Consider the following 19,997-nt stretch of genomic DNA (forward strand, 5'->3'; position numbering starts at 1 on the left):
GCGGTGTGCCTGCGCCGTGCCTGTGCGGTGCCTGTGCGGTGCTGCGTGCTGCGTGCTGCGTGCTGCTGTTATGCGCCGGTGTCCCCTGGTCCCGGTCTCAGGCTGATCCTGCCCCTCCCACGAGCGCCGGGAACGGAAGCACCGCCACCGTTACGTTGTCGTGGCCACCGCCGTCCAGCGCGTAGCCGACCAGGTGCTGCGCCGCGTGCAGGGGGCGGGCGCGGGCGTCCGGCGGGACCGCGGCGGCCATCTCGTCGGCGGACTCCGCGTAGTTCCACAGCCCGTCGGTGCACACCACCACTACACCCGGCCGGTCCGGCTTGAAGGAAGCGGTGTGCGGTTCGAGTTCGTACGCGTCGGCGCCGAGCCAGCCGGTGATGGCGTGGGCCCGCGAGTCCGCGTACGCCTCCGCTTCCTCCATCAGTCCCGCCGCCACCATCTGCGCTGCCCAGGAGTCGTCCTCGGTCAGCCGGGAGGAGGACGTCGTGCGGTCCTCGGGCACCCAGTACGCGCGGCTGTCGCCGACCCAGCCGACGGTGAGGATGCCGTCGGCGGTCAGCGCGCTGACGATGGTGCATGCGGGCGCGTTCTTGTTGGGCTCGTTCGGCCCGTCGGCCGCGAGCGCGGTGACGGCGTCGCCCGCGGCGAGGAGCGCGTCGTGCATGGCCTGCTGGGGGTGCGTGCCCTGGGGCACGGCCTCCCGCAGCGACGCACTGGCGGCGCGCGCCGCCGCGGCCGACGCCTCGTCGGAGCGGGTGGCCGAGGAGACCCCGTCGCAGACGACGGCGATGGTCGCCGGGGTGCCCTCCTCGGAGGCGGTCTCGGCCACCGCGTAGAAGTCCTCGTTGCGGTGGTGGCGCAGGCCGCGGTCACTGGCCGCGGCGACGGTCGCCAGCTCACTTTCCATGTGGTCCCGTTCGCAGGGCTGCTTGTGACCGCAGTGTTCGCAGTAGCCGTCGTGGTCGATGGTGCCGGTGCCGCAGGCGACACAGCGCGGCCCCGGAACGGCGGTCTCCGCCTCCGTCTCTGGTTCCGGTTCCGGCTCCGGTTCCGGCTCCGGTTGCCTCTCCGCCGGAACGGGAGGGGGTGGTGGGGGTGTCGCGGGCGTCGGGACCAACGGTGCCGACTCGGCCCTCGCGGGGCGTTCCCAACTGCGGGCACCGCCCCGGTTCCCGCCCTGACTGCCGCCCTGGTCCACGAGGTCGATGAGGGAGCGGATCTTGCTGGCGGGTGGCGGTGAGTCGTCGAGCATGGCGCGGGGGTCGGCGGTACGCGGGTCGGGCGACGCCTCGGTCCCGGCGTCCGGAGCCCCGGCGTCCGGTGCGGCTTCGGGTGCCGGTGCTGCGGTGTTCCACGCGGGAACGGACACGGGCGCGGACGCGGTGCCCCCGTGCTGAGGGGGCGCCGGTGCCGCGGGCGGCAGCGTGAAGTCGGGCTCGGTCGGCGTGGGGGCTTGTCCCGGCGCGGGGTTCTGGGGGGTCGCCGTCTGCTGGGACGCTACGGACGGGGGCGCCTGCCCGTACCCCGGAGCCGCGCCCTGCGGACCCTGTGGGCCCGGAGGGACCGGGGAGGCCGGGGAGACCGGGGAGCTGGGGCCCTGAAACGGGGCCGCCACGGGCGAGGGCATCGAGGGCAGCGTCGGCGTGGGCGGCACGGGCGCCGACGGCGGACCCGACGGCGCCCCAGGAGGGCCGGACGGCGCGGACGAACCCCCCGGGGACACGGGAGGCGCGGGGGGCGTGGGAGGCGGAGGCGCCGGGGACACCGGTGTGCCCGGCACGCCAGGTGCGCCCGGAGCCGCCGGGTTCACGGGATACGCGGGGGACGGCGGCACGACGGGCGACGCCTGCGCGGCGGGCGGCGGCGGCAGGCGGATCCCGTTGATCGGAATGGTCGGGTTGTCCTCCTCCGGCTCCCCGGCCCCCGCGCCTGACGCGTACCGCAGCGCAGCGCCCAGATCGGTGCCGCAGGCCCCGCAGAAGTGGTCGCCCGCTTCCAGCGGCTCAGCGCAGCTGGGGCATACGGACAGTTGGTCGAGCTGTGGCATGGTCACACCCACGTCCTGGGGCGGAAGCGGTTGGCCCGTTCCACCAGTTCGATCCTTTCGGTGCCGGACTGCGCGAGCCGGGCGAGCAGCCGGTAGGAGCGCTCCAGTCCGAAGCGCAGCCCTTCCTCGTCCAGCGGACTGCCGAGCAGTGTCCCGAGCTGCCCGGATCCGGCGCCGGCGCCGGATCCTGCTCCCGGCGGGGCCCCGCGGCGCCCCGCGAGCACCCAGTCCAGCGCGCATCCCAGCACTTCGGTGGTCAACTCCTCCCGGCGCAGCGCGTCGAGACCCACCTCGCGCAGCCTTTCCGTCTGGTCCGCCGCAGCGCGGAGGTCGTCGAGCAGCGGTTCGTACGGGGCACGCTGCCGCAGTCTGGCCCTGATCGCGGCGACGCGCGCCGCGGTGAAGTGGATCGACGCCTCCGGCACGGACTCCAGCGCCTCCACGGCGCCCCGCCTGTCACCCGCCGCGAGACGCACTCTGGCGAGGCCGAAAGCGGCGCTGACGAAGGAGGGGTCGGTGGTCCACACGAGGCGGTAGTACTCGGCGGCGTTGTCCAACTGGCCCAGCACCTCCGCGCAGACGCCGAGCGCCAGCTTGGGCGCTGGCTCGCCGGGAAACGCGTCGTAGACGGCGTCGAAGGAGAGCGCCGCCGTCTCCCTGTCCCCGGCGACGAGCGCGGACAGGCCGCGGTACCAGATGACCCGCCAGTCGTCCGGGTGCCGCGCCTCCAGCGCGGCGAGCGTCTCGGCCGCCGCCGCGCGGTCCTCCGTGGTGTCCAGTTCCAGCCGGGCGCGCAGCTCGCGCAGCCGCAGCTCGCTGGAGGAGGCGGGCGCGCCACGCAGGGCGCCGATCAGCTCGGCCGGTGCGGAGGTCATCAGGCCCGCGAGGAAGCCCGCGTTGGGGTCGGCCGGATCGACGAGCGGTACGGGCAGCGCCAGCGCGGTGGACCGGGTGTGCAGGGGCGCGAGCCGCACGGCCCCCTCGCCCCGGCCCCTGTTCTCGCCCGTGCCCGCGCTGCCGGGTCCGGTGTCGGCGCCGGGCTCCGACGCGTGGTCGGGGCGACCCGGCAGGCGTACGTGCGTGGGCGTGGTCCCGTACGGACCGTACGCCTCCGCCGCCTGGCTGCGCGCGGCGAGCGTGGTGGCGGGCGCGCCGCCCTGGCCACCGCCCTGGCCGCCTGGTGCGGGCAGCGACGGCACCGTCGAGCCGGGCCCCACGGGCACGCGCTGCGCGGGCACCATCGCGCCGGGCCCGGCGCCGGTGCCCTGGGCCTGCTGGCCCGCGACTGCCCGTCCCCTGCCCTTGCGTCCGCCGCGCGCCGGGACGAGGGCGCGGGCGCCCAGCGAGGACGCGTCGCCCGTGATCTGGGCCAGCAGCGTCGTGTCCACGACGCGCAGCTCGGGCCCGAAGAGCGTGGACATGGCGGGACGCGGCTGTCCCGTCTGGAGCGCGACCACCTCGCGCAGCACGCCCAGCAGTTGCTCCGACATCTCCTCCGCCGAGGCGAAGCGGCGCTGCGGGTCGGGGTCGGTGGCGCGGACGAGGAAGCGGTAGAACGACTCGTACTTCTGGAAGACCTCGATGTGCTGCGGCTCCGGCAGGGCCGCGGCGAAGACGTTCGTGTAGCCCTGGAAGTCGAAGGTGAGGACGGCGAGGGTGCGGGCCACGGTGTAGAGGTCGGACGCGACGGAGGCGCCCTCCTCGGCGACCTCCGGGGCCTGATAGCCGACCGTCCCGTAGATCGCGCTGTCCTCGTCGTCCATGCGGCGCACCGCGCCCATGTCGATGAGCTTCAACTGGTCGTTCTGCTGGATGGCGTTGTCGACCTTGAAGTCGCAGTACAGCAGGTTCCGGCTGTGCAGATGGCCGAGCGCCTCCAGCGCCTCGATCCCATACGCGCACGCCTGCTCGACGGGCAGCGGATCGCGCTTCCCCGAAGGGGTGCGGCGGCTGTTGGCGATCTCCTTGAGCGACTTGCCGCCGACGTACTCCATGACGATGTAGCCGTCGAGGCTGCCGGTGCGCGGGTCGAGGTGCTCGACGAAGTTGTAGATGCGGACGATGTTGGAGTGCTCGATCTCCGCGAGGAAGCGCCGCTCGGAGATCGCGGCGGCCATCGCGTCCTCGTCGCCCGTGTCGAGGAGGCCCTTCAGCACGACCCAGCGGTCGGACACCGCGCGGTCGACGGCCAGATAGACCCAGCCGAGCCCGCCGTGCGCCAGACAGCCCGCCACCTCGTACTGCCCGTGCACGATGTCGCCGGGGCGCAGCTTGGGCACGAAGGAGTAGGGGTGGCCGCACTTGGTGCAGAACCCCTCGGTCCGCCCAGGCCGGTCCCCGCGCGAACGGCCCACGGGGGCGCCGCACTCGCCGCTGCTACAGAACCTCTTGCGCTCGGGCACCTCGGGGTTCTCCAGCACGACGGTGCCGGGGTCGGGCTTCGGCACGTCCGGCACCGTGACCAGCCCGGCGCCGAGCCTGCCCCGGCTGGAACTCCCGGCGGCCGAGCGCGAGGAGCTGCGTACGGAGACGGAACGGGCGGTGCTGCGGCCCGAGAGGTCGCGCGAGAGGCGCCCCGAGACGGACCGCCGGGAGGAGGCGGAGCGGGACGAGGTCCTGGAGGAGGCACGGGAGGAACGCGACGAGCCCCCTGAGCTGCCCGAGCCTCCCGGGCCCGGGGTGCTGGGTGTGCCGGGCGTGTTCGGTGTGCCCGGCGTGTTCGGTGCTGCGGGTGAGGGGCCCGGACGGCGCGCGGAGCCCGAGCGTCCTGAGCCTGGCGTCCGGGCCGCGTTCGTGATGCCCGTCGGCGCTGAGCCGAGCATGCCGCCCCGCGCGACGACGGGCGCGAGCCCGCACGTGTCGCAGTACAGCTCGCCCTCGCCCATGTCCTCGTAGGCGCCCGCGCAACCGGGGCGCTGGCAGGAGGCCCCCGCGCCAGGGCCTGTGCCCGGACCGCCGCCCTCGGTGCTCGCGGCTTCCGGGCCCGCGCCCTTGTTCTCGGCGCGGTTCTCGGCGCGGTTCTCGGTGCGGTTCTCGGCGCGCGCTGCCACGTGGGTCTCCGCCGTACCGGCCGACGCGACCTCCGGCGGCTGAACCGTTTGCTCACCCTGCGCGGAGTGCGCGGGCCGCGCCGCCTGGTCCGGCTGACCACCTGGCGTCGGCTGCCCGGCCTCAACAGGCGCCCCGGCCTGAGCCGGTTCCCCTGCCCCCGCCGCCTGCGCGCCCCGCTCCTCGCCCGCCGCGCCCGGCGGAACCCGCGTCTCCTGGTCCGGCTTCTCGGTCACGGTTCCCCCTTGCGGTCGGCCGTGGCGGCGCCGCCGCCCTGCCGGGGCACCAGAACCTCCTGGGCTGCCCGCTGGTAGCGCAGCACCGCGTCCTCGGCGGCCCGCAGATCGCAGGGCGCGCTCCAGAGCATGCGGCGCGCCACGTCGTAGCGCTCCATCAGGAACCGGTCCTCGGCCATGCCGTGCTGTGCCACCTTCGCCTTGTAGGCGTCCAGACGGCCCCTCAGCTCGGCCCGTACGGCCAGCGGGGCCGTCACGGCCGAGAGCTGTGCCCTCGCCCTGTCCAACTCGTCCTCGGCGCGCTGCTCCAGGCTCTCCAGCAGCGGGGAGAGCCGGTGCCAGCGCGCATGACGACGGTACTCCGCCGCAGCCGACAACTGCTCGTAGAGCGCCGTCGGCGGGCCGCTGACCGCAGGCACCTCCGAAGCGGCTATCTTCGCCAGCACCTCGACGCGCGCCTCGCGGGCCTCGGCCAGGGTGCGGTCGGCGCGCGAGAGGATGTCGCGGAGCCTCATCAGCCGCTGTTCGGAGTCCTGCCGCACGTTGAGCACGGCGTCGATCTCGCGGCGGATGTCCTCCAGGCCGCGCGCGGCCGTGTCGTAGCGCGAGGTGTCGGGGCGTCCGCCGCCAGGGGCGCTGCTGCCGCCCGCCGGGGTCCAGAAGGCGAGGGGGTCGGCGACCACCTCGGCGCGCAGCGAGGTCAGTTCGGCCGTGGTCCGCTCCAGATCGTCGCCCGAGGGGTGCTCGCCGGGCCGGACGCCCACGGAATGCGCCAGGGAACGGACGCGCTGGAGTTCGGCCGCGAGCATGTCGATACGGGCCGGGAGCGCCGACCACACCGAGTCGGCGGCGGCGACCACGTCCAGGGCCTGCGCGTACCAGCCGTTCATCCGCTCGACCAGCTCCGTCAGCGTGACCTCCTCGGCCAGCCGGACCGGCGTCGCCTGCCCGCCCGTCGCGCCGGTTCCCGCGCCCGCGCCCGCTCCGCCCGTGAGCGTGCCGCCGTTCAGCGCGCCGCCGGAGATGGTGAGGGTGCCGCGCAGCAACTGCGTCAGCTCGACGAGATCGTCACGGCTGGGCCAGCGGCGGCGCCCGCGCACCTCGCGCGCGAGGTCGAGCGCGCGCGTGTACGTCTCGAAGCCCGTCCACAGCATGGTGACCGCCTGCTCGGCCTGCGCCCAGCGGTGCGCGGTGATGCCGGTCAGGTGGGCGCCCTCCAGCAGGCGGCGTCCGGCGTGGTCCTGGAGTGCGAACAGCGACGACTCCACGGCCTCGTGCTCAGCGCCGAGCCGCTCCAGAGCGCGGTCGACCTCCTCCCGGCTCATCACCGGCCCGGTGGGTCCCGCGGGCCCCATCGATCACCTCACTGCTCTCTCGTCCGTGCGTACGGATCGGCGTGTGTCCGAGTCGGTCGGCTACGTCAGTCGGTCTGCTGCGTCGGTCAGTCAGTCGGTCAGTCGGTCGGTTCCGTTGGTCACATCGGTTACGTCGGCTACGTCGGTCAGTCGCGGTACTTCGGTTCCGGTGGCGCCGGATCCTTCCCGTCCGCCGCACTCATGATGTCGTCGGCGAACCATTTGTCGTAGGACCGGCGCCACTCGCTGTCGTCGCCGCCGGAGCGGTACGCGTCCAGTCTTTTGTTGACCCATCGGACCAAGTCCTCGTCCTCCAGGTTCATCGCGATACCGTACGGCTCAATCGTCTCCGGGTCACCGATGAGTTCGACCGACGGATCCTGCGCGGCCTGCCCCGCGCCCAGCGCGCTGTCGGTCAGCGTCGCGTCGGCCTTCCCCAACTGCATGCGGACCAGGCAGTCGAGCTGGTTGGGCACCACGACGGGCTTCGCGCCCAGCGCCTTGTACTTCCCCTTCTCCATCAGCGCCTGCGCCGTGGACCCGTCGGCGAAACACAGCCGCTTGCCGCGCATGCTCGCGTCGAACCCCTTCACGCGCGCGTTTTCCTTGGGGACGAGGAGCTGCTGGCCCGCCTCGAAGTAGGCCGTGGAGAAGGCGACTTCGCGTATGCGCTCGCAGTTGACGGTCATGGTCCGCACGACCATGTCCACCTCGCCCTTCTGGACCGCGGGTATGCGCTGGTCGGTGGGGATGGTCTTGTACGTGATCTCCGGGTCCTCGCCGAGCAGATCCTCGGCGAGGGCGCGGACGAGGTCGATGTCGAAGCCGTCGATCTTGCCCGTGGAGGGGTCACGGAACCCCCACAGATAGCTGTTCTGGTCGACGCCGACGATGAGCCGGTCCCGCTTCCGGATGCGCTCGACGGCCTCGCCCGCCTTGTCCGAGGGCCGCAGGCTCTCCGCCGGGTCCTTGCCGTCCTCGCAGGTCTCCTGCTCGGGAGCGGCGGCCGACCGCACCTGCGAGGTGCCCGGGCCGACGCCGTCACCGGTGCCGTTTCCGGTTCCGGTCCCGTCCTGGACGCCGACGCCCGGGCCGTCACCGCCGCGCCCGCGCTCGTGCTCGTGCGTGCCGGACGCGCTCACCGACAGCACCGTGGAGACCAGCACCGCGATGACGACGGCGAGCCCGCCCGCCGCGACGGCGACCGGCTTCCCGTAGCGCTCGCGTTCCCGGCCCCCCGCGACGTACGGGCGGCCGGAACCGGAACGGCGGCGGTACAGCGCCGGTTCGCGTCCGCTCCCCTGACCTCGCCCCTGTACTCGTCCTGGCCCTGAGCGGTCCATGCCCGTCCCCCTCCCCGTCACCTGTACTCCGACAGCCTGCGCCCGACGCCGAGCACCCCGGCCGCCGCGCCCAGCACCGCCAGCACCGCCGCGCCCACGGCGAGCCCCGCGAAGCCGCCCCGCCCGTCGTCGGCGGCGCGTTCGAACTCCTCCTGCTCGTGCGCGCTGGCCTTGCTCAGGCTGGCGTCGACGTTGTCGAAGCACTCGCCCGTCGAGCCCTCGGCCCCGATGACGCCCTCGACGGCCGCGTCGTAGTCCCCGGCGTCGTCCTCGCCCCTGGCGTCCTTGTGCCGGTCCTTCCAGATGCCGACCGCGTGCTGCGCCTCCTCGACGGGCTCGCTGCCCGCTCTGTCGTCGGCAAGGAACAGCGCGTCCTCCAGCAGCCCCTGGCCCGCCCGGTCCGTGCCCCGGCCCGCGACATCGCCCATCTGCTTCTGGAACGCTTCCTCGTAGGCACTCCCGGCGCCGCGGGCCACGAGCGTCATGTTCTCGTCGCCACGGGCCTGGAGCGCGCCGATCCACGCCTCGTTGAGCGCCTGGAGGGAGCGCGCGCCCTTCTCGTCGGACTCGCTCAGGTTCCAGCGCGCGACCCCGTGCCCCGCCGTCAGCCAGAGCATGACGGCGAGGGAGGCGGCCGTGGCGCCCACGAGGCCGAGGTTGAACACTCGGTTCGTGCGGCGGTAGTTGCGCCGCTGGGCCCAGCCGAGCGCGCCCAGTGCCAGCACTCCCGTGCCGAGCGCGAACCATGGCCAACGCTTCGCCTCTTCGTAGTCGTTTCCGAGCCGTGCCGTCTCCGCCGTGTAGAGCACGCGGGCGGCAGGAAGCATCTCTTCGCGCATCTGTTCATTGGCGTAGCGAAGATACGCACCGCCCAGCGGCAGGCCCTGCCGGTTGTTGGCTCGGGCCGACTCGACCAGGCCCGTGTACACGGGCAGCGTCCTGTTCAGCTTCGCTATCTGGCGCTGCGCGGAACGTGAACTGTCCGAGTTCGCCGCCGCCTTGGCGAGCAGTTCGGAGGCGTCCCTGATGTCCTTCTCGTAGCGCTCGCGCACGGCACGCGGCTCGTCCCCGCCCGCGAGGAAGCCGCTCGCCGCCGTGGTGTCGGCGTCCGCGAGTGAGCGGTAGATGCGGGCAGCGTCGACGCTGAGCGGCTGGCTGTGCTCGACGACGGCCTCGGCCGCGGCCTCCCGCTCGGAGACCTCCCAGGCCGTCACCACCCCGAACAGCACGATCAGCGCCGCGAGCACGGCGCCGATGGCCCGCAGCCGGCCCGGCTCCGTCGTCGCGGCGGCGCGCACCCTGTGCACACCCTCGGTCCAGGCGCTGCGGCGCCTGCCCTGGGGGACGACGGGGGTGGGGACGGGGACGAAAGCAGGATCGGGAGCGGGCCCCGGAGCGGAGGCGGAGGCGGGCGCCGAGGCCGCGGACGGGAGCGGGAAGGCGGAGGGTGAGGAGGCGGGCGGCGTGACGGGAGGCGGCGACGGTGGTCGCGCGCCCGGCGGCTGTGTCACTTCGAGACCTCCCCCTTGGTCGCTGACGGGGCCCCGTGCCCTGCGGCGCACCGTCGGCGGCGGGCATGGAGTCCACGGCAAGCAGTATGGCCGCAGCGGCTGACAACGACACCGTTTTGAGACGGGCCATCCCGTGCCGGCCGCGATCTGCGGAGAGCCCCCTTGCTCCTCACCACGCGGCTCGAACACGTCCGGTTCCCGTGACGGACCCGGCTGGGCCCGGCCGGGCCCTGAAGGCACCCGGCCCTCACAGCAGCAGCCACACCCCTTTCGCGAGGGTGACCACCCCGCCCCCGAGGGCGAGGCCCAGGATCACGCGACGGGCCGCGTGTTCGGGGGTACGGGCCGCTATGACGCCGCCGAGCAGGATGCCGACGGTCATGGTCACGGCGACCAGCAGCCAGGCGGACCCGGTGAGCCGGGGCACGCCCTTGGCGAAGACCGAGAGTACGTTGACGACCAGGCCGTAGAACTGCGCGTTGGGCACGAAGTCCCGCGCCGACCAGCCCTCGTTGACGGCGTAGAGGGAGAGCGCGGGGCCGCCGATACCGGCGGAGGAGTTCATGAAGCCGCTCACCGCGCCGGCGGCCAGCGCGCCCCCGGTGCCATAGAGGCCGCCCACGCGCACACCCCACATGACCAGCAGGACGGCAACGGTCACCAGCGAGCCGAGCCCGGTGAGCAGCACGGGTTCGGGCAGCGCCCGTGCCACGTAGGCGCCCAGCGGGACGCTCACCCCGGCCGCCGCCACCAGCGGCAGCATGGTGCGCAGCCGCACCAGCCGCCAGGTGGCCGCGAGCCCCACGGCGCTGATGGCGACGCTCCCGCAGTTGACGAGCGCGACCCCCTGCACGGGCCCCATGAGCAGCACGAGGCCCGGCGCCCCGACCAGTCCGAACCCGATCCCGGCCAGCCGCTGCACGGACGAGCCGAGCAGCACGACACCGCCGAGCAGCACGAGGAAGTACCAGGCGGAGGCCACCTTTTGAGGCTAGGTGCCGCACGGCCACAGGTCAGTGGGCCGTACAGCCATTGGTGGTAATCCCCGCGTTTCGGCCGAGTTGGCGCCCTTGACCGGCTTGATGCTCTCGGCTCTCTTGACGCTCTTGGCGCTCTTGGTGCTCTTGGTGCTCTTGGTGCTCTTGGTGCTCTTGACGGTTCAGTCCCGCGACCGCGCCGTCGGCTGCTCGCCGAGCGGCCAGGTGTCGGGCCCGTCCTCGTCGTCGAGCCAGGCCCACTGGGCGCCGTCCCGCAACGTCACCCCGTAGCGCTCGCGCGCTGGGCGGCCCGCGCGGCGCCAGAGTGCGTAGGCGCGCGGGCGGTCGAGGGAGCCGCCGCTGAGGGTGAGGAGGAAGCGGAACGAGTCGTCGCGCAGCACGCGGCGCGGGATCTCGGCCTCCTCGGCGTCCCGGCCCTCCGCCTGGTCCTCTTCGCCGGACGCGCCGGATCCGCTAGGTCCCCCGGCCGTCGGCTCCGTCCGCTCCGTCGGCGCGCCCGGCTCCGTGGCCGCTGCCGCCGCCTGGCCCGTGGGCGTCGCGGGGCCGCCCCCGCGCAGCGGTACGAAGAAGGCCGGGGTCTCCAGGAAGCGCCCGGTGGCGTAGCGCGTGCCGGTGACGCGGAGGCGGAGGAGCCCCGTCGCGATGGGGGCCAGCACGAGGGCGCCCGGCGCGCACTGCTCCGGCCACGCCTCCGGTACGCGCGGCAGCGCGCAGGTGGCGATGATCCGGTCGTACGGCGCGTGGGCAGGGCAGCCGCGCGCCCCGTTCCCCGTCACGACCCGGGGCCGGTAGCCGGCGGCGGCCAGATGGGCGCGTGCCGCCTCCGTGATGTCCGGGTCCAGGTCCATGGTCGTGACGCGTGAGTCGCCCAGCCGGTGCGAGAGCAGGGCAGCGTTGTAGCCGGGGCCCGTGCCGATCTCCAGCACGCTCATGCCGTCACCGGCCTCCAGCGCCTCCAGCATCCGGGCCATGAGGGAGGGCTGGCTGCTGGACGAGATCAGTTCGCCGTCGCGCATCCGCGTGGCCAGCGGTACGTCGTCGTACACGCCCTCGCGCCAGCGCTCCCTGCGCCGCGGATCGGGGTCGTCGCGCCACAGCCGCTCCCGGGCGCCGCCCGGCGACACCGTGTAGTAGTACGGCACGAACAGTTCCCTCCGCACCTCGGCGAAGGCCGCGCGCCAGGCCGGGTCCGTGAGCGCACCGCCCGCGACGATCTCCTTTACGAGGTCCGACGCTCCACCCATACCTCCACTGTGCGGCGCACGGCCCCAGGACGCGAGGGCCGACACGGGCCCCGCTCCGGGGAGGGGCGGGGAGCGGGCCCGCGAGGGGCGTCGCGGGAGAGCGTCGTGGGGCGTCGTGGCGGGGCGTCGTCGCGGAAGAGGTCCTTCCGCGACGATCCGCGGCTAGCCTCGCCGCATGACGGACGCCGCGATCAAGGTCGAGGGTCTGCGCAAGCGGTACGGGGAGACACAGGCCGTCGACGGCGTCTCGTTCGAGGTCGGACGCGGCGAGTTCTACGGCATCCTCGGACCGAACGGCGCGGGCAAGACCACCACGCTGGAACTGGTCGAAGGACTGCGCGAGCCCGACGAGGGCTCCGCGACGCTGCTGGGGCGCCCCTCCTGGCCGCGCGACCCCGCGCTGCTGCGGCGCGTCGGCGTACAGCTCCAGTCCTCGTCCTTCTTCGAACGGCTCACGGCCCGCGAACAGATCCACACCTTCGCCTCGCTCTACGGCGTCCCCGCCGCACGCGCCGACGCGATGCTGGAGACCGTGGGGCTGACGGAGAAGGCCGGAACCCGCGAGAACAAGCTCTCCGGCGGGCAGGCGCAGCGGCTGTCGATCGCGTGCGCGCTGGTGCACGACCCGGAACTGGTGTTCCTGGACGAGCCCACCACGGGGCTCGACCCGCAGGCGCGCCGCAACCTGTGGGACCTGCTGCGACGGATCAACTCCGAGGGCCGCACGGTCGTGTTGACCACGCACTACATGGACGAGGCCGAGGTGCTGTGCGACCGGGTCGCCGTCATGGACCACGGCCGCATGCTGCGCGTGGGGACGCCCGCCGCGCTGGTGGAGGAGCTGGCCGTCGCGTCGCTGGAGGACGTGTTCCTCCAGCTCACGGGGAGGGAGTACAGGGAATGACGGCCTTCCTCAGCCTGTCCAGGGCCATGGCGCTGGGCATGTTCCGCGACCGCACTGCGGTCTTCTTCACGCTCGTCTTCCCGCTGATGTTCCTGGTCCTCTTCGGCGCCCTGTTCAAGGGCGACTCGACGACCCAGGCGAAGATCGTGCAGGTCGGCGACGTCGCCGTACTGGACGCCATCCCGGACAAGGAACGCGCCCAACTGCGCGACGTGCTGCGCGTCGAGAAGACGGACGGCTCGGCCGAGGCCCGCGCGCAGGCCATGGAGCGGGTGCGCGAGGGCGACATGGACGCGGTGGTCTTCCAGCGCGGCTCCGCCCCGAAGGGGGCAGACGGCGTGAAGGGGGCCGACGGCGCGAAGGGGGCCGACGGCGCCGAGGGTGCCGCGATCGAGCTGCGCTACTCGGCCGCCGACTCCGTACGTGCCGGTACCGTGCGCGGCGTCATCGACTCCGTCGTCCAGCAGGCCAACCAGCGTGCCACCGGGCAGCCGCCCGCCTTCCGGCTGGCGACGGCGCAGGTGGAGGACAGGTCGGTCAAGCCCATCCAGTACCTCACCCCGGGGCTGCTGGGCTGGGCGATCGCGATGGGAGGGGTGTTCGGGGCCGCGTTCAACCTGGTGAGCTGGCGCAAGAAGCGGATCCTGCGGCGGCTGTGGCTGGCCCCGGTGAGCGCGACCTCGGTGATCGGCGCGCGGGTCGGGGTGAACCTCGCGCTCGCCGCGGCCCAGACCCTCGTCTTCCTGGGGGTCGCCACGCTGCCGTACTACGGGCTGCGGCTCACCGGTCACTGGTGGCTCGCGCTGCCGCTGGTCGCGTGCGGGACGCTCGCGTTCCTGTCCATCGGCCTGGTCGTCGGCTCCTGGGCGAAGACCGAGGAGGCCGCCAACGGCCTCGCGCAGATCGTCATCCTCCCGATGGCCTTCCTGTCCGGCGCCTTCTTCCCGCTGGACGCCGCGCCGGGGTGGGTGCGCACGGTCTCCGACTTCATGCCGCTCAAGCACCTCTCCCAGGCGATGCAGGACGTCATGAGCCGCGGCGGAGGCTGGGGCGACGCGCTGCCCACTATGGGCGGCCTGCTCGCCTTCGCCGCGCTTCTGACGCTGCTCGCGTCGCGGCTGTTCCGGTGGGACGACGCGTAGTGCCCACGGTGGGACGCCGAGGGCCGAGGTGGAGCGGGCCGGGGACTAGGTCTCAGGGCCTGGGTCGTCGCGTCTGCGACCATGGAGGAGTGATGGAGATTCCGCGCGGCAGCTTGCAGACGCAGACCTTTTACGAGCAGGTCGGCGGCGAGGAGACCTTCCGACGGCTCGTGCACCGGTTCTACCAGGGCGTGGCGGAAGACCCGCTGCTGCGTCCCATGTACCCGGAGGAGGACCTCGGCCCGGCCGAGGAGCGCCTGGCGCTCTTCCTGATGCAGTACTGGGGCGGCCCCCGCACATACAGCGACAACCGCGGCCACCCGCGGCTGCGCATGCGGCACGCGCCGTTCAAGGTCGACCAGGCGGCGCACGACGCCTGGCTCCGGCACATGCGCGACGCCGTCGAGAGCCTGGAACTGGCCCCCGAGCACGAGCGTCAGCTCTGGGACTACCTCGTGTACGCGGCCAGGTCCATGGTCAACTCCGCGGACTGACCCCCTCCCGTGCCCCGGCCGGGGCACGGGGACACGGAGCGGGGGGCGGAGGAAAACGGGCGGGGAAACGGGGAGGGCGGGCGCCCACACAGGGGTGACGCTCACACGGGGGTGGCACTCACACGGGGGTGACGCTCAGCCCCGAGCCGCGTTCGCCGGGGCGGCGTACCACCACGGAGCCGTAGGGCGTACGCAGCCGCAGCCACGTACCCGCCCGCAGCAGCGACACAGGCTCCTTGCCGCGCAGGAACCCCAGCGCGTGTGCCGCGTGCGCCGCGCGCAGCGGAAGTTCCGTCCTGCCCAGGGGCCGCGACCAGATCTCCTCCGCGAGCGCGTCCAGCTCCTCGCGGGTGGGCTTGCGCGGCCCCACCCCCAGCTTCTCGGCGCGCTCGCGGAACTCGCCGACCGCCGCGGCGGCGACAGCCCGCACCGCGTCCGGCGGCACGTCGGCGAACGCCTGCCAGCCGCCCTTCGGCGGCAGCACCCCGGCCCAGGGCGGGCCCGTGACGGCGCTGGGAACGGTCACCGTCTCGGTCTTCTCCACGACGCCTTCCAGGAGTTCACCCGCGGAGACCGTGACATCCAGCTCCACCGGCTCCAGCAGACGCCCGGTCAGGACGGCCAGCACCTCGAACCGCGCGGGCTTGGCGAAGACCGCCGCGACGCCGCCGCCCGCCTGGATTCGGACGGCCGCGTTCTTCTCCCAGCGCAGCAGCCGCCCCAGGAACGCGACGAGCCCCGCCGCCTCTCCGGGGTCAGCGAATACCAGCCGCCGCTGCCGCACTGTCATCGAAATAGCCCTCCAGGAACCCCTTCTCGGCGGCCGTGAGCCGCCGGGGGCGTTCCTTCTCCAGGTTGTACGGCACGATGATCGTCTGCGCCCGTGCGTACACCGTGTCCGCGTCCTTGACCTCGTACGCCACCGTCGTGGACGCCGCACTGATCTTGGTCACCCATGTCTCGATGGTGACCGGCGTGTGCCGGTGCACCAGCGGGCGCAGGTAATCGATCTCGTGCCGCGCCACGACGGTGCCGCCCGTGAACGGTGCGACCTCACCGGCCCCGTCCCCCTCGCCCGTGTCCGCGTTCGCTTCCGCGTCCACCGACGACGCCGCCTCCCGCGCCAGCCGGAACATGAAGTCGATCCGCGCCTCCTCCAGATAGCGGAGGTAGACCACGTTGTTGACGTGCCCGAAGGCATCCATGTCCGACCAGCGCAGGGGGCACTGGTATGTGTGTCGCACGCTCAGCTCGCCCGTCCCGTCCTCAGCCGCGCGTGAGCTTCTTGTAGGTAGCGCGGTGCGGACGGGCCGCGTCCGGGCCCAGCCGCTCGATCTTGTTCTTCTCGTACGACTCGAAGTTGCCCTCGAACCAGAACCACTTGGACTCCCCCTCGTAGGCGAGGATGTGGGTGGCCACGCGGTCCAGGAACCAGCGGTCGTGGGAGACGACCACGGCGCAGCCGGGGAAGTCCAGCAGCGCGTTCTCCAGAGAGGAGAGCGTCTCCACGTCGAGGTCGTTCGTCGGCTCGTCGAGGAGGAGCAGGTTGCCGCCCTGCTTGAGCGTCAGCGCCAGGTTCAGGCGGTTGCGCTCACCGCCGGAGAGCACGCCCGCGGGCTTCTGCTGGTCCGGGCCCTTGAAGCCGAACGCCGACACGTACGCGCGCGAGGGCATCTCGACCTGGCCGACGTTGATGTAGTCCAGTTCGTCCGAGACGACCGCCCACAGCGTCTTCTTGGGGTCGATGTTCTCGCGGCTCTGGTCGACGTAGGAGATCTTGACCGTGTCGCCGACCTTGATGGCGCCCGCGTCCGGCTCCTCCAGGCCCTGGATCATCTTGAACAGCGTCGTCTTGCCGGCGCCGTTCGGGCCGATGACGCCGACGATGCCGTTGCGCGGGAGGGTGAAGGAGAGGTCGTCGATGAGGACCTTGTCGCCGAACGCCTTGTGGAGGTGCTCGACCTCGACGACGACGTTGCCCAGTCGCGGGCCCGGCGGGATCTGGATCTCCTCGAAGTCCAGCTTCCTGGTCTTCTCGGCCTCGGCGGCCATCTCCTCGTAACGGGTCAGACGGGCCCTCGACTTGGCCTGCCGCCCCTTGGCGTTGGAGCGCACCCAGTCCAGCTCGTCCTTGAGACGCTTCTGGCGCTTGGCGTCCTTCTGGCCCTCGACCTTGAGACGGGCCTGCTTCTTCTCCAGGTAGGTGGAGTAGTTGCCCTCGTAGCCCACGGCACGGCCGCGGTCCAGCTCCATGATCCACTCGGCGACGTTGTCCAGGAAGTACCTGTCGTGCGTGATCGCGATGACGGTGCCGGGGTACTTCGCGAGGTGCTGCTCCAGCCACTGGACGGACTCGGCGTCCAGGTGGTTGGTGGGCTCGTCGAGGAGGAGCAGGTCCGGCTGCTCCAGCAGGAGCTTGCAGAGCGCGACGCGGCGCTTCTCACCACCGGAGAGGTTGACCACGGGCCAGTCGCCGGGCGGGCAGCCCAGGGCGTCCATGGCCTGCTCGAGCTGGGCGTCGAGGTCCCAGGCGTTGGCGTGGTCGAGCTTCTCCTGGAGCTGGCCCATCTCCTCCATCAGCGCGTCGGAGTAGTCGGTGGCCATCTCTTCGGCGATCTCGTTGAAGCGGTCGAGCTTCGCCTTGATCTCCGCGACGCCGTCCTGCACGTTCTCCAGCACGGTCTTCGTCTCGTCCAGCGGCGGCTCCTGGAGCAGGATGCCGACGCTGTAACCGGGAGAGAGGAACGCGTCACCGTTGGACGGCTGCTCCAGCCCGGCCATGATCTTCAGCACCGTGGACTTACCGGCGCCGTTCGGGCCCACGACACCGATCTTCGCGCCGGGCAGAAAGCTCAGGGTGACGTCGTCGAGGATCACCTTGTCGCCGTGCGCCTTGCGCGCCTTGCGCATGGTGTAGATGTACTCAGCCAAGAGGAACCGTCCGGCAATCTGTAGGTGTCGAAGCGGCGGGAGCCGCCGCGCAGGTCATCACGCGACGGGCTGCCGCGTGGTCGAGCGCGACATCGCCGCGTAGGCATATAGAACCCATCTTGCCGCACACCCCCGCCAGGCCCGAAACGGGGCGGTCACCGCCCCGGCCCGGCACCGGCCCCCGGACCGCCCTTCCGGCACGGCTCCGGGGCCCGGCCACGTCCCACCCAGGCCCGTCTCCGAGCGCGGTACGTGTACGTGTGCGCAGCCGTGCGGCTACTCCTTGCCGTCGGCCTTCCCGGTGCCCCCGGCGCTCGCGTCGCCCTCGGTGCTCGGGGTGCCCTCGGCCGTCTCGGGGCCGCGCCTGCGTACGGCGAGGACCGCCACGCCGCCGACGACCACCAGGCCGATGGCGATGCCGATGATCCACGGGGTGCTGCTGCTGGCACCGGTCTCGGCAAGGTCGGCTGAGCCGTCCGCGGTGATGCCCTCCCCGCCACCGACCGTGGCCGGCTGGGTCTGCGGCGCCATGTCCGTCTCGTCCTGTGTGCTCACGGCGCTCGCCGTGGCGCAGTCCAGCACTCCGGAGAAGGTCTTCTCGAAACCGTGAGGCCCGGAGATCGCTATCCGGTAGGACTGGTCCTCCTCGACCGGCACCGTGATCGTGTCCTTGCCGCCCACGGGTATCTCGTGCTTCTCGCCGGAGAGGCGGAAGGCGAAGGGCTCGTCACCGCCGTTGGTCACGGTGACGTCCACACCGCCCTTGGCGCAGTTCTTCTGGGCGGTGGCGGCGGGTATCGCTCCGCCGTCTGCCCAGTTCGCCGTCGCGGTCGCGGAGACCGTGGAGGAACTGGACCCGGCGAGTATCTGCGTCTGGCTCTTGGCGTGCTCGCCGACGCCCGCGAAGGTGCGGCCGACGGGGACCTTGGCCGAGGTCTGCACGGTGAGGGAGGTGCTGCCGGGATCCGTGTCCTCCGGCACGTCGAAATACAGCTCGGTGCCGTTACGGGCCGTGTCCACGGGCTTGCCGTCCTTGCCGACGAGGTGGACGCCGCTGGCCGCGGCGTCGGCAGCGGGTGCCACGGCCACGCTCGGCTCGCTCGTGCGCACCGTGACGGGACCGATCCTGCCGCCCGCCTTGCCCGAGACCTCGGCGGGTTCGAGGCTCAGCGAGGCACGGGGCTCGGAGACGTTCCGGGCGGCCTTCTCCAGGTGGTCGGCGAGCTTCTCGGCGTCCGGATCGAGGGCCTCCACCTCGGCGTCGTCGGAATACCGCCATATCGCGACCTGTGTCCCCGCCGCTGCCGTGTCCGGCGTGAGCCTCTTGGCACCGGACGACTTCGCGAGCGCCTGGAGGTCATTGACCTGCGGATACGAGTGTCGCAGGATCCAGCGGATCTTCCCCGCTTCCTTGTTCGCGTGCAGCGAGGAAGCACTGGAGGGCACCTCCTGATAACGCGCCTGCTCCTGAGTGGGGTTGTCGACGTCCACGCAGTAGGACTGGAGGGTGCCCCCGCCCTGGACCCCCATCTCGAAGAGCCCGGCCCCGGTCTTTCTGCTCTCGCCGTCCTTGCGGACCACCGCCTGGTCGTAGGTCTCCAGGCCGTGCAGTGTCGCCGTCGCGCCGCCGTGCGGCGACGGCGCGCCCGCGGCGGCGGCCGGACCCGCGCCGGCCAGTGTCCCGGCAGCGAGCAGCCCTGCTGAGGCCACTGCCGCGACAGCCCGGCGAACGATGGCCCGCCTGCGTACAAACGTCATGGTCTTCCCCTCTGGGCGAGACGGACGGCGATGGCAGTCGCCCCCTTGGTGGTGTCTCGCCCATGAACGCTCAACCCCCGTCAGCTACGCGACGGATCGTAGAGAGCAGGCGTAACACGTTCCCCATCAATCCCGGCGCACAAGCGTTCTGACTCGCAATCGTTATCAGCGAATCCGAACGGACCGGGACGTTCACGACCCGGCCCGCTGACCTGGAACAACCGCGCCGGGAACCGCAGTTGCCCACATCACACTCCCGTCCGGCTCCTTTTCCGGCCTCCCTCCGGCCCTCTTTTCCGGCCTCCCTCCGGCCCTCTTTTCCGGCCCCTCTTCCAGTGCCAGGGGCACGCGTTCCTCCCCGCCCGGAGGGGCCGCCTCCAGCGCCGCCGGTTCCGGCACCGCACCGCCCGGCGGCGCGCCGCCGCCTCCCCGCTCGCCCTCGTCCGGCACGCCCGGGAAGGGCGCCGAGAAGGAAGGGGAAGAGGAGAGAGAAAGGGAAGGGGAGGGCGTCAGGCCCGGCTTCGCCTGGACCACGCGGACGAAGGCCGAGGTGCCGCGCGAGAGGTCGTGCCCGACCGTCGACGCGGTCAGATCCGCGGCCACGAAGCGCCGCCCCTCCTTCTCGCCCTCCCGGATCCGCAACTGCCCCTGCACGATGACCGGCTCGCCGACGGCCACCGACGACGCGACGTTCGCGGCGAGACCGCGCCAGGCCCATACCGTGAAAAAGCTGGTGTACGCGTCCGACCAGCAGCCCCGTTGCTGGTCGAAGCGCCGGACCGTGCTCGCGAGCCGGAACCGGGCGACCGGGGCCCCGGACGCCGACGTCTTGAACTCGACCTGCGTCGCCGCGTTCCCCACCACCGTCACATGTGCCTCATGCACAGCAAACCGCCTCCCCCTGGGCGACCGCCGCTTTCACGACGGCCGCCGCGTCTCGTGCTCTCCGGGCCGTCCTTGCTCCGGCCCCGCGGAGATTCCAGGAT

At 72.6% G+C, this 19,997-nt stretch carries 15 protein-coding genes; 3 read left to right on the top strand and 12 right to left on the bottom strand.

The annotated features are described in order from the left end of the window. Positions 1-97: 97 nt before the first annotated feature. The 7 genes from ACWGJ2_RS10105 to ACWGJ2_RS10135 all read right to left on the bottom strand — a co-directional run bounded on the left by ACWGJ2_RS10105 (position 98) and on the right by ACWGJ2_RS10135 (position 11,782). The gene (locus tag ACWGJ2_RS10105; protein ID WP_453345664.1) at positions 98-1,627 is read right to left on the bottom strand and encodes a PP2C family protein-serine/threonine phosphatase; all 1,530 of its coding nucleotides are present in this window, start codon (positions 1,625-1,627) and stop codon (positions 98-100) included. Between the two features lie 422 nt (positions 1,628-2,049). Next, entirely contained in the window at positions 2,050-4,932 is a 2,883-nt protein-coding gene (locus ACWGJ2_RS10110; RefSeq protein ID WP_453345665.1) for a tetratricopeptide repeat protein, read from the bottom strand. 395 nt (positions 4,933-5,327) lie between these two features. Next, positions 5,328-6,656, bottom strand: coding sequence for a hypothetical protein (locus ACWGJ2_RS10115; RefSeq protein WP_453345547.1), 1,329 nt, complete (start codon positions 6,654-6,656; stop codon positions 5,328-5,330). Between the two features lie 176 nt (positions 6,657-6,832). Then, the gene (locus ACWGJ2_RS10120; protein WP_453345548.1) at positions 6,833-8,029 is read right to left on the bottom strand and encodes a glutamate ABC transporter substrate-binding protein; all 1,197 of its coding nucleotides are present in this window, start codon (positions 8,027-8,029) and stop codon (positions 6,833-6,835) included. 17 nt (positions 8,030-8,046) lie between these two features. Next, positions 8,047-9,540, bottom strand: a complete 1,494-nt coding sequence (locus tag ACWGJ2_RS10125) for a hypothetical protein (RefSeq protein WP_453345549.1) — start codon at positions 9,538-9,540, stop codon at positions 8,047-8,049. A 247-nt stretch (positions 9,541-9,787) separates the two neighbouring features. Next, positions 9,788-10,522: a TSUP family transporter gene (locus ACWGJ2_RS10130; protein WP_453345550.1), complete on the bottom strand. Its 735-nt coding sequence runs from the start codon at positions 10,520-10,522 to the stop codon at positions 9,788-9,790. Positions 10,523-10,699: 177 nt separating this feature from the next. Next, positions 10,700-11,782 (bottom strand): methyltransferase domain-containing protein, encoded by a 1,083-nt coding sequence (locus ACWGJ2_RS10135; protein ID WP_453345551.1) that lies wholly within the window; start codon positions 11,780-11,782, stop codon positions 10,700-10,702. Positions 11,783-11,957: 175 nt separating this feature from the next. Here ACWGJ2_RS10135 and ACWGJ2_RS10140 point away from each other — a divergent pair, with 175 nt between their 5' ends. The 3 genes from ACWGJ2_RS10140 to ACWGJ2_RS10150 all read left to right on the top strand — a co-directional run bounded on the left by ACWGJ2_RS10140 (position 11,958) and on the right by ACWGJ2_RS10150 (position 14,322). Beyond that, complete coding sequence (locus tag ACWGJ2_RS10140) at positions 11,958-12,686, top strand: ABC transporter ATP-binding protein (protein WP_453345552.1); 729 nt, start codon at positions 11,958-11,960, stop codon at positions 12,684-12,686. Then, on the top strand, positions 12,683-13,828 hold the full coding sequence (locus ACWGJ2_RS10145; protein WP_453345553.1) for an ABC transporter permease: 1,146 nt from the start codon (positions 12,683-12,685) through the stop codon (positions 13,826-13,828). The genes ACWGJ2_RS10140 and ACWGJ2_RS10145 overlap by 4 nt, the downstream gene beginning before the upstream one ends. An 89-nt stretch (positions 13,829-13,917) precedes the next feature. Then, positions 13,918-14,322 carry a globin gene (locus ACWGJ2_RS10150; RefSeq protein WP_453345554.1) on the top strand — a complete coding sequence of 135 codons (405 nt, stop codon included), beginning with the start codon at positions 13,918-13,920 and terminating at the stop codon, positions 14,320-14,322. 118 nt (positions 14,323-14,440) lie between these two features. Here the strand turns inward: ACWGJ2_RS10150 and ACWGJ2_RS10155 are convergent, their stop codons facing one another. From ACWGJ2_RS10155 to ACWGJ2_RS10175, 5 genes are all read right to left on the bottom strand, one after another. Next, complete coding sequence (locus ACWGJ2_RS10155) at positions 14,441-15,112, bottom strand: hypothetical protein (RefSeq protein ID WP_453345555.1); 672 nt, start codon at positions 15,110-15,112, stop codon at positions 14,441-14,443. After that, positions 15,078-15,566 (bottom strand): acyl-CoA thioesterase, encoded by a 489-nt coding sequence (locus tag ACWGJ2_RS10160; RefSeq protein ID WP_453345556.1) that lies wholly within the window; start codon positions 15,564-15,566, stop codon positions 15,078-15,080. The genes ACWGJ2_RS10155 and ACWGJ2_RS10160 overlap by 35 nt, the downstream gene beginning before the upstream one ends. 22 nt (positions 15,567-15,588) lie before the next feature. Then, positions 15,589-17,253 carry an energy-dependent translational throttle protein EttA gene (gene ettA, locus ACWGJ2_RS10165; protein ID WP_453345557.1) on the bottom strand — a complete coding sequence of 555 codons (1,665 nt, stop codon included), beginning with the start codon at positions 17,251-17,253 and terminating at the stop codon, positions 15,589-15,591. A gap of 276 nt (positions 17,254-17,529) precedes the next feature. After that, the gene (locus tag ACWGJ2_RS10170) at positions 17,530-19,011 is read right to left on the bottom strand and encodes a Cys-Gln thioester bond-forming surface protein (protein WP_453345558.1); all 1,482 of its coding nucleotides are present in this window, start codon (positions 19,009-19,011) and stop codon (positions 17,530-17,532) included. A gap of 192 nt (positions 19,012-19,203) precedes the next feature. After that, positions 19,204-19,896, bottom strand: a complete 693-nt coding sequence (locus tag ACWGJ2_RS10175) for a single-stranded DNA-binding protein (RefSeq protein ID WP_453345559.1) — start codon at positions 19,894-19,896, stop codon at positions 19,204-19,206. Between the last annotated feature and the right edge of the window lie 101 nt (positions 19,897-19,997).

It is taken from the genome of Streptomyces sp. NPDC054796 (genome assembly GCF_053611545.1).

What these genes read in the sequence shown, in the direction of transcription:
- ACWGJ2_RS10135 (WP_453345551.1), bottom strand. Translation starts at nt 11,782, where the DNA reads ATGGGTGGAGCGTCGGACCTCGTAAAGGAGATCGTCGCGGGCGGTGCG.
- ACWGJ2_RS10140 (WP_453345552.1), top strand. Translation starts at nt 11,958, where the DNA reads ATGACGGACGCCGCGATCAAGGTCGAGGGTCTGCGCAAGCGGTACGGG.
- ACWGJ2_RS10145 (WP_453345553.1), top strand. Translation starts at nt 12,683, where the DNA reads ATGACGGCCTTCCTCAGCCTGTCCAGGGCCATGGCGCTGGGCATGTTC.
- ACWGJ2_RS10170 (WP_453345558.1), bottom strand. Translation starts at nt 19,011, where the DNA reads ATGACGTTTGTACGCAGGCGGGCCATCGTTCGCCGGGCTGTCGCGGCA.
- ACWGJ2_RS10110 (WP_453345665.1), bottom strand. Translation starts at nt 4,932, where the DNA reads ATGGGCGAGGGCGAGCTGTACTGCGACACGTGCGGGCTCGCGCCCGTC.
- ACWGJ2_RS10120 (WP_453345548.1), bottom strand. Translation starts at nt 8,029, where the DNA reads ATGGACCGCTCAGGGCCAGGACGAGTACAGGGGCGAGGTCAGGGGAGC.
- ACWGJ2_RS10105 (WP_453345664.1), bottom strand. Translation starts at nt 1,627, where the DNA reads ATGCCCTCGCCCGTGGCGGCCCCGTTTCAGGGCCCCAGCTCCCCGGTC.
- ACWGJ2_RS10155 (WP_453345555.1), bottom strand. Translation starts at nt 15,112, where the DNA reads ATGACAGTGCGGCAGCGGCGGCTGGTATTCGCTGACCCCGGAGAGGCG.
- ACWGJ2_RS10115 (WP_453345547.1), bottom strand. Translation starts at nt 6,656, where the DNA reads ATGAGCCGGGAGGAGGTCGACCGCGCTCTGGAGCGGCTCGGCGCTGAG.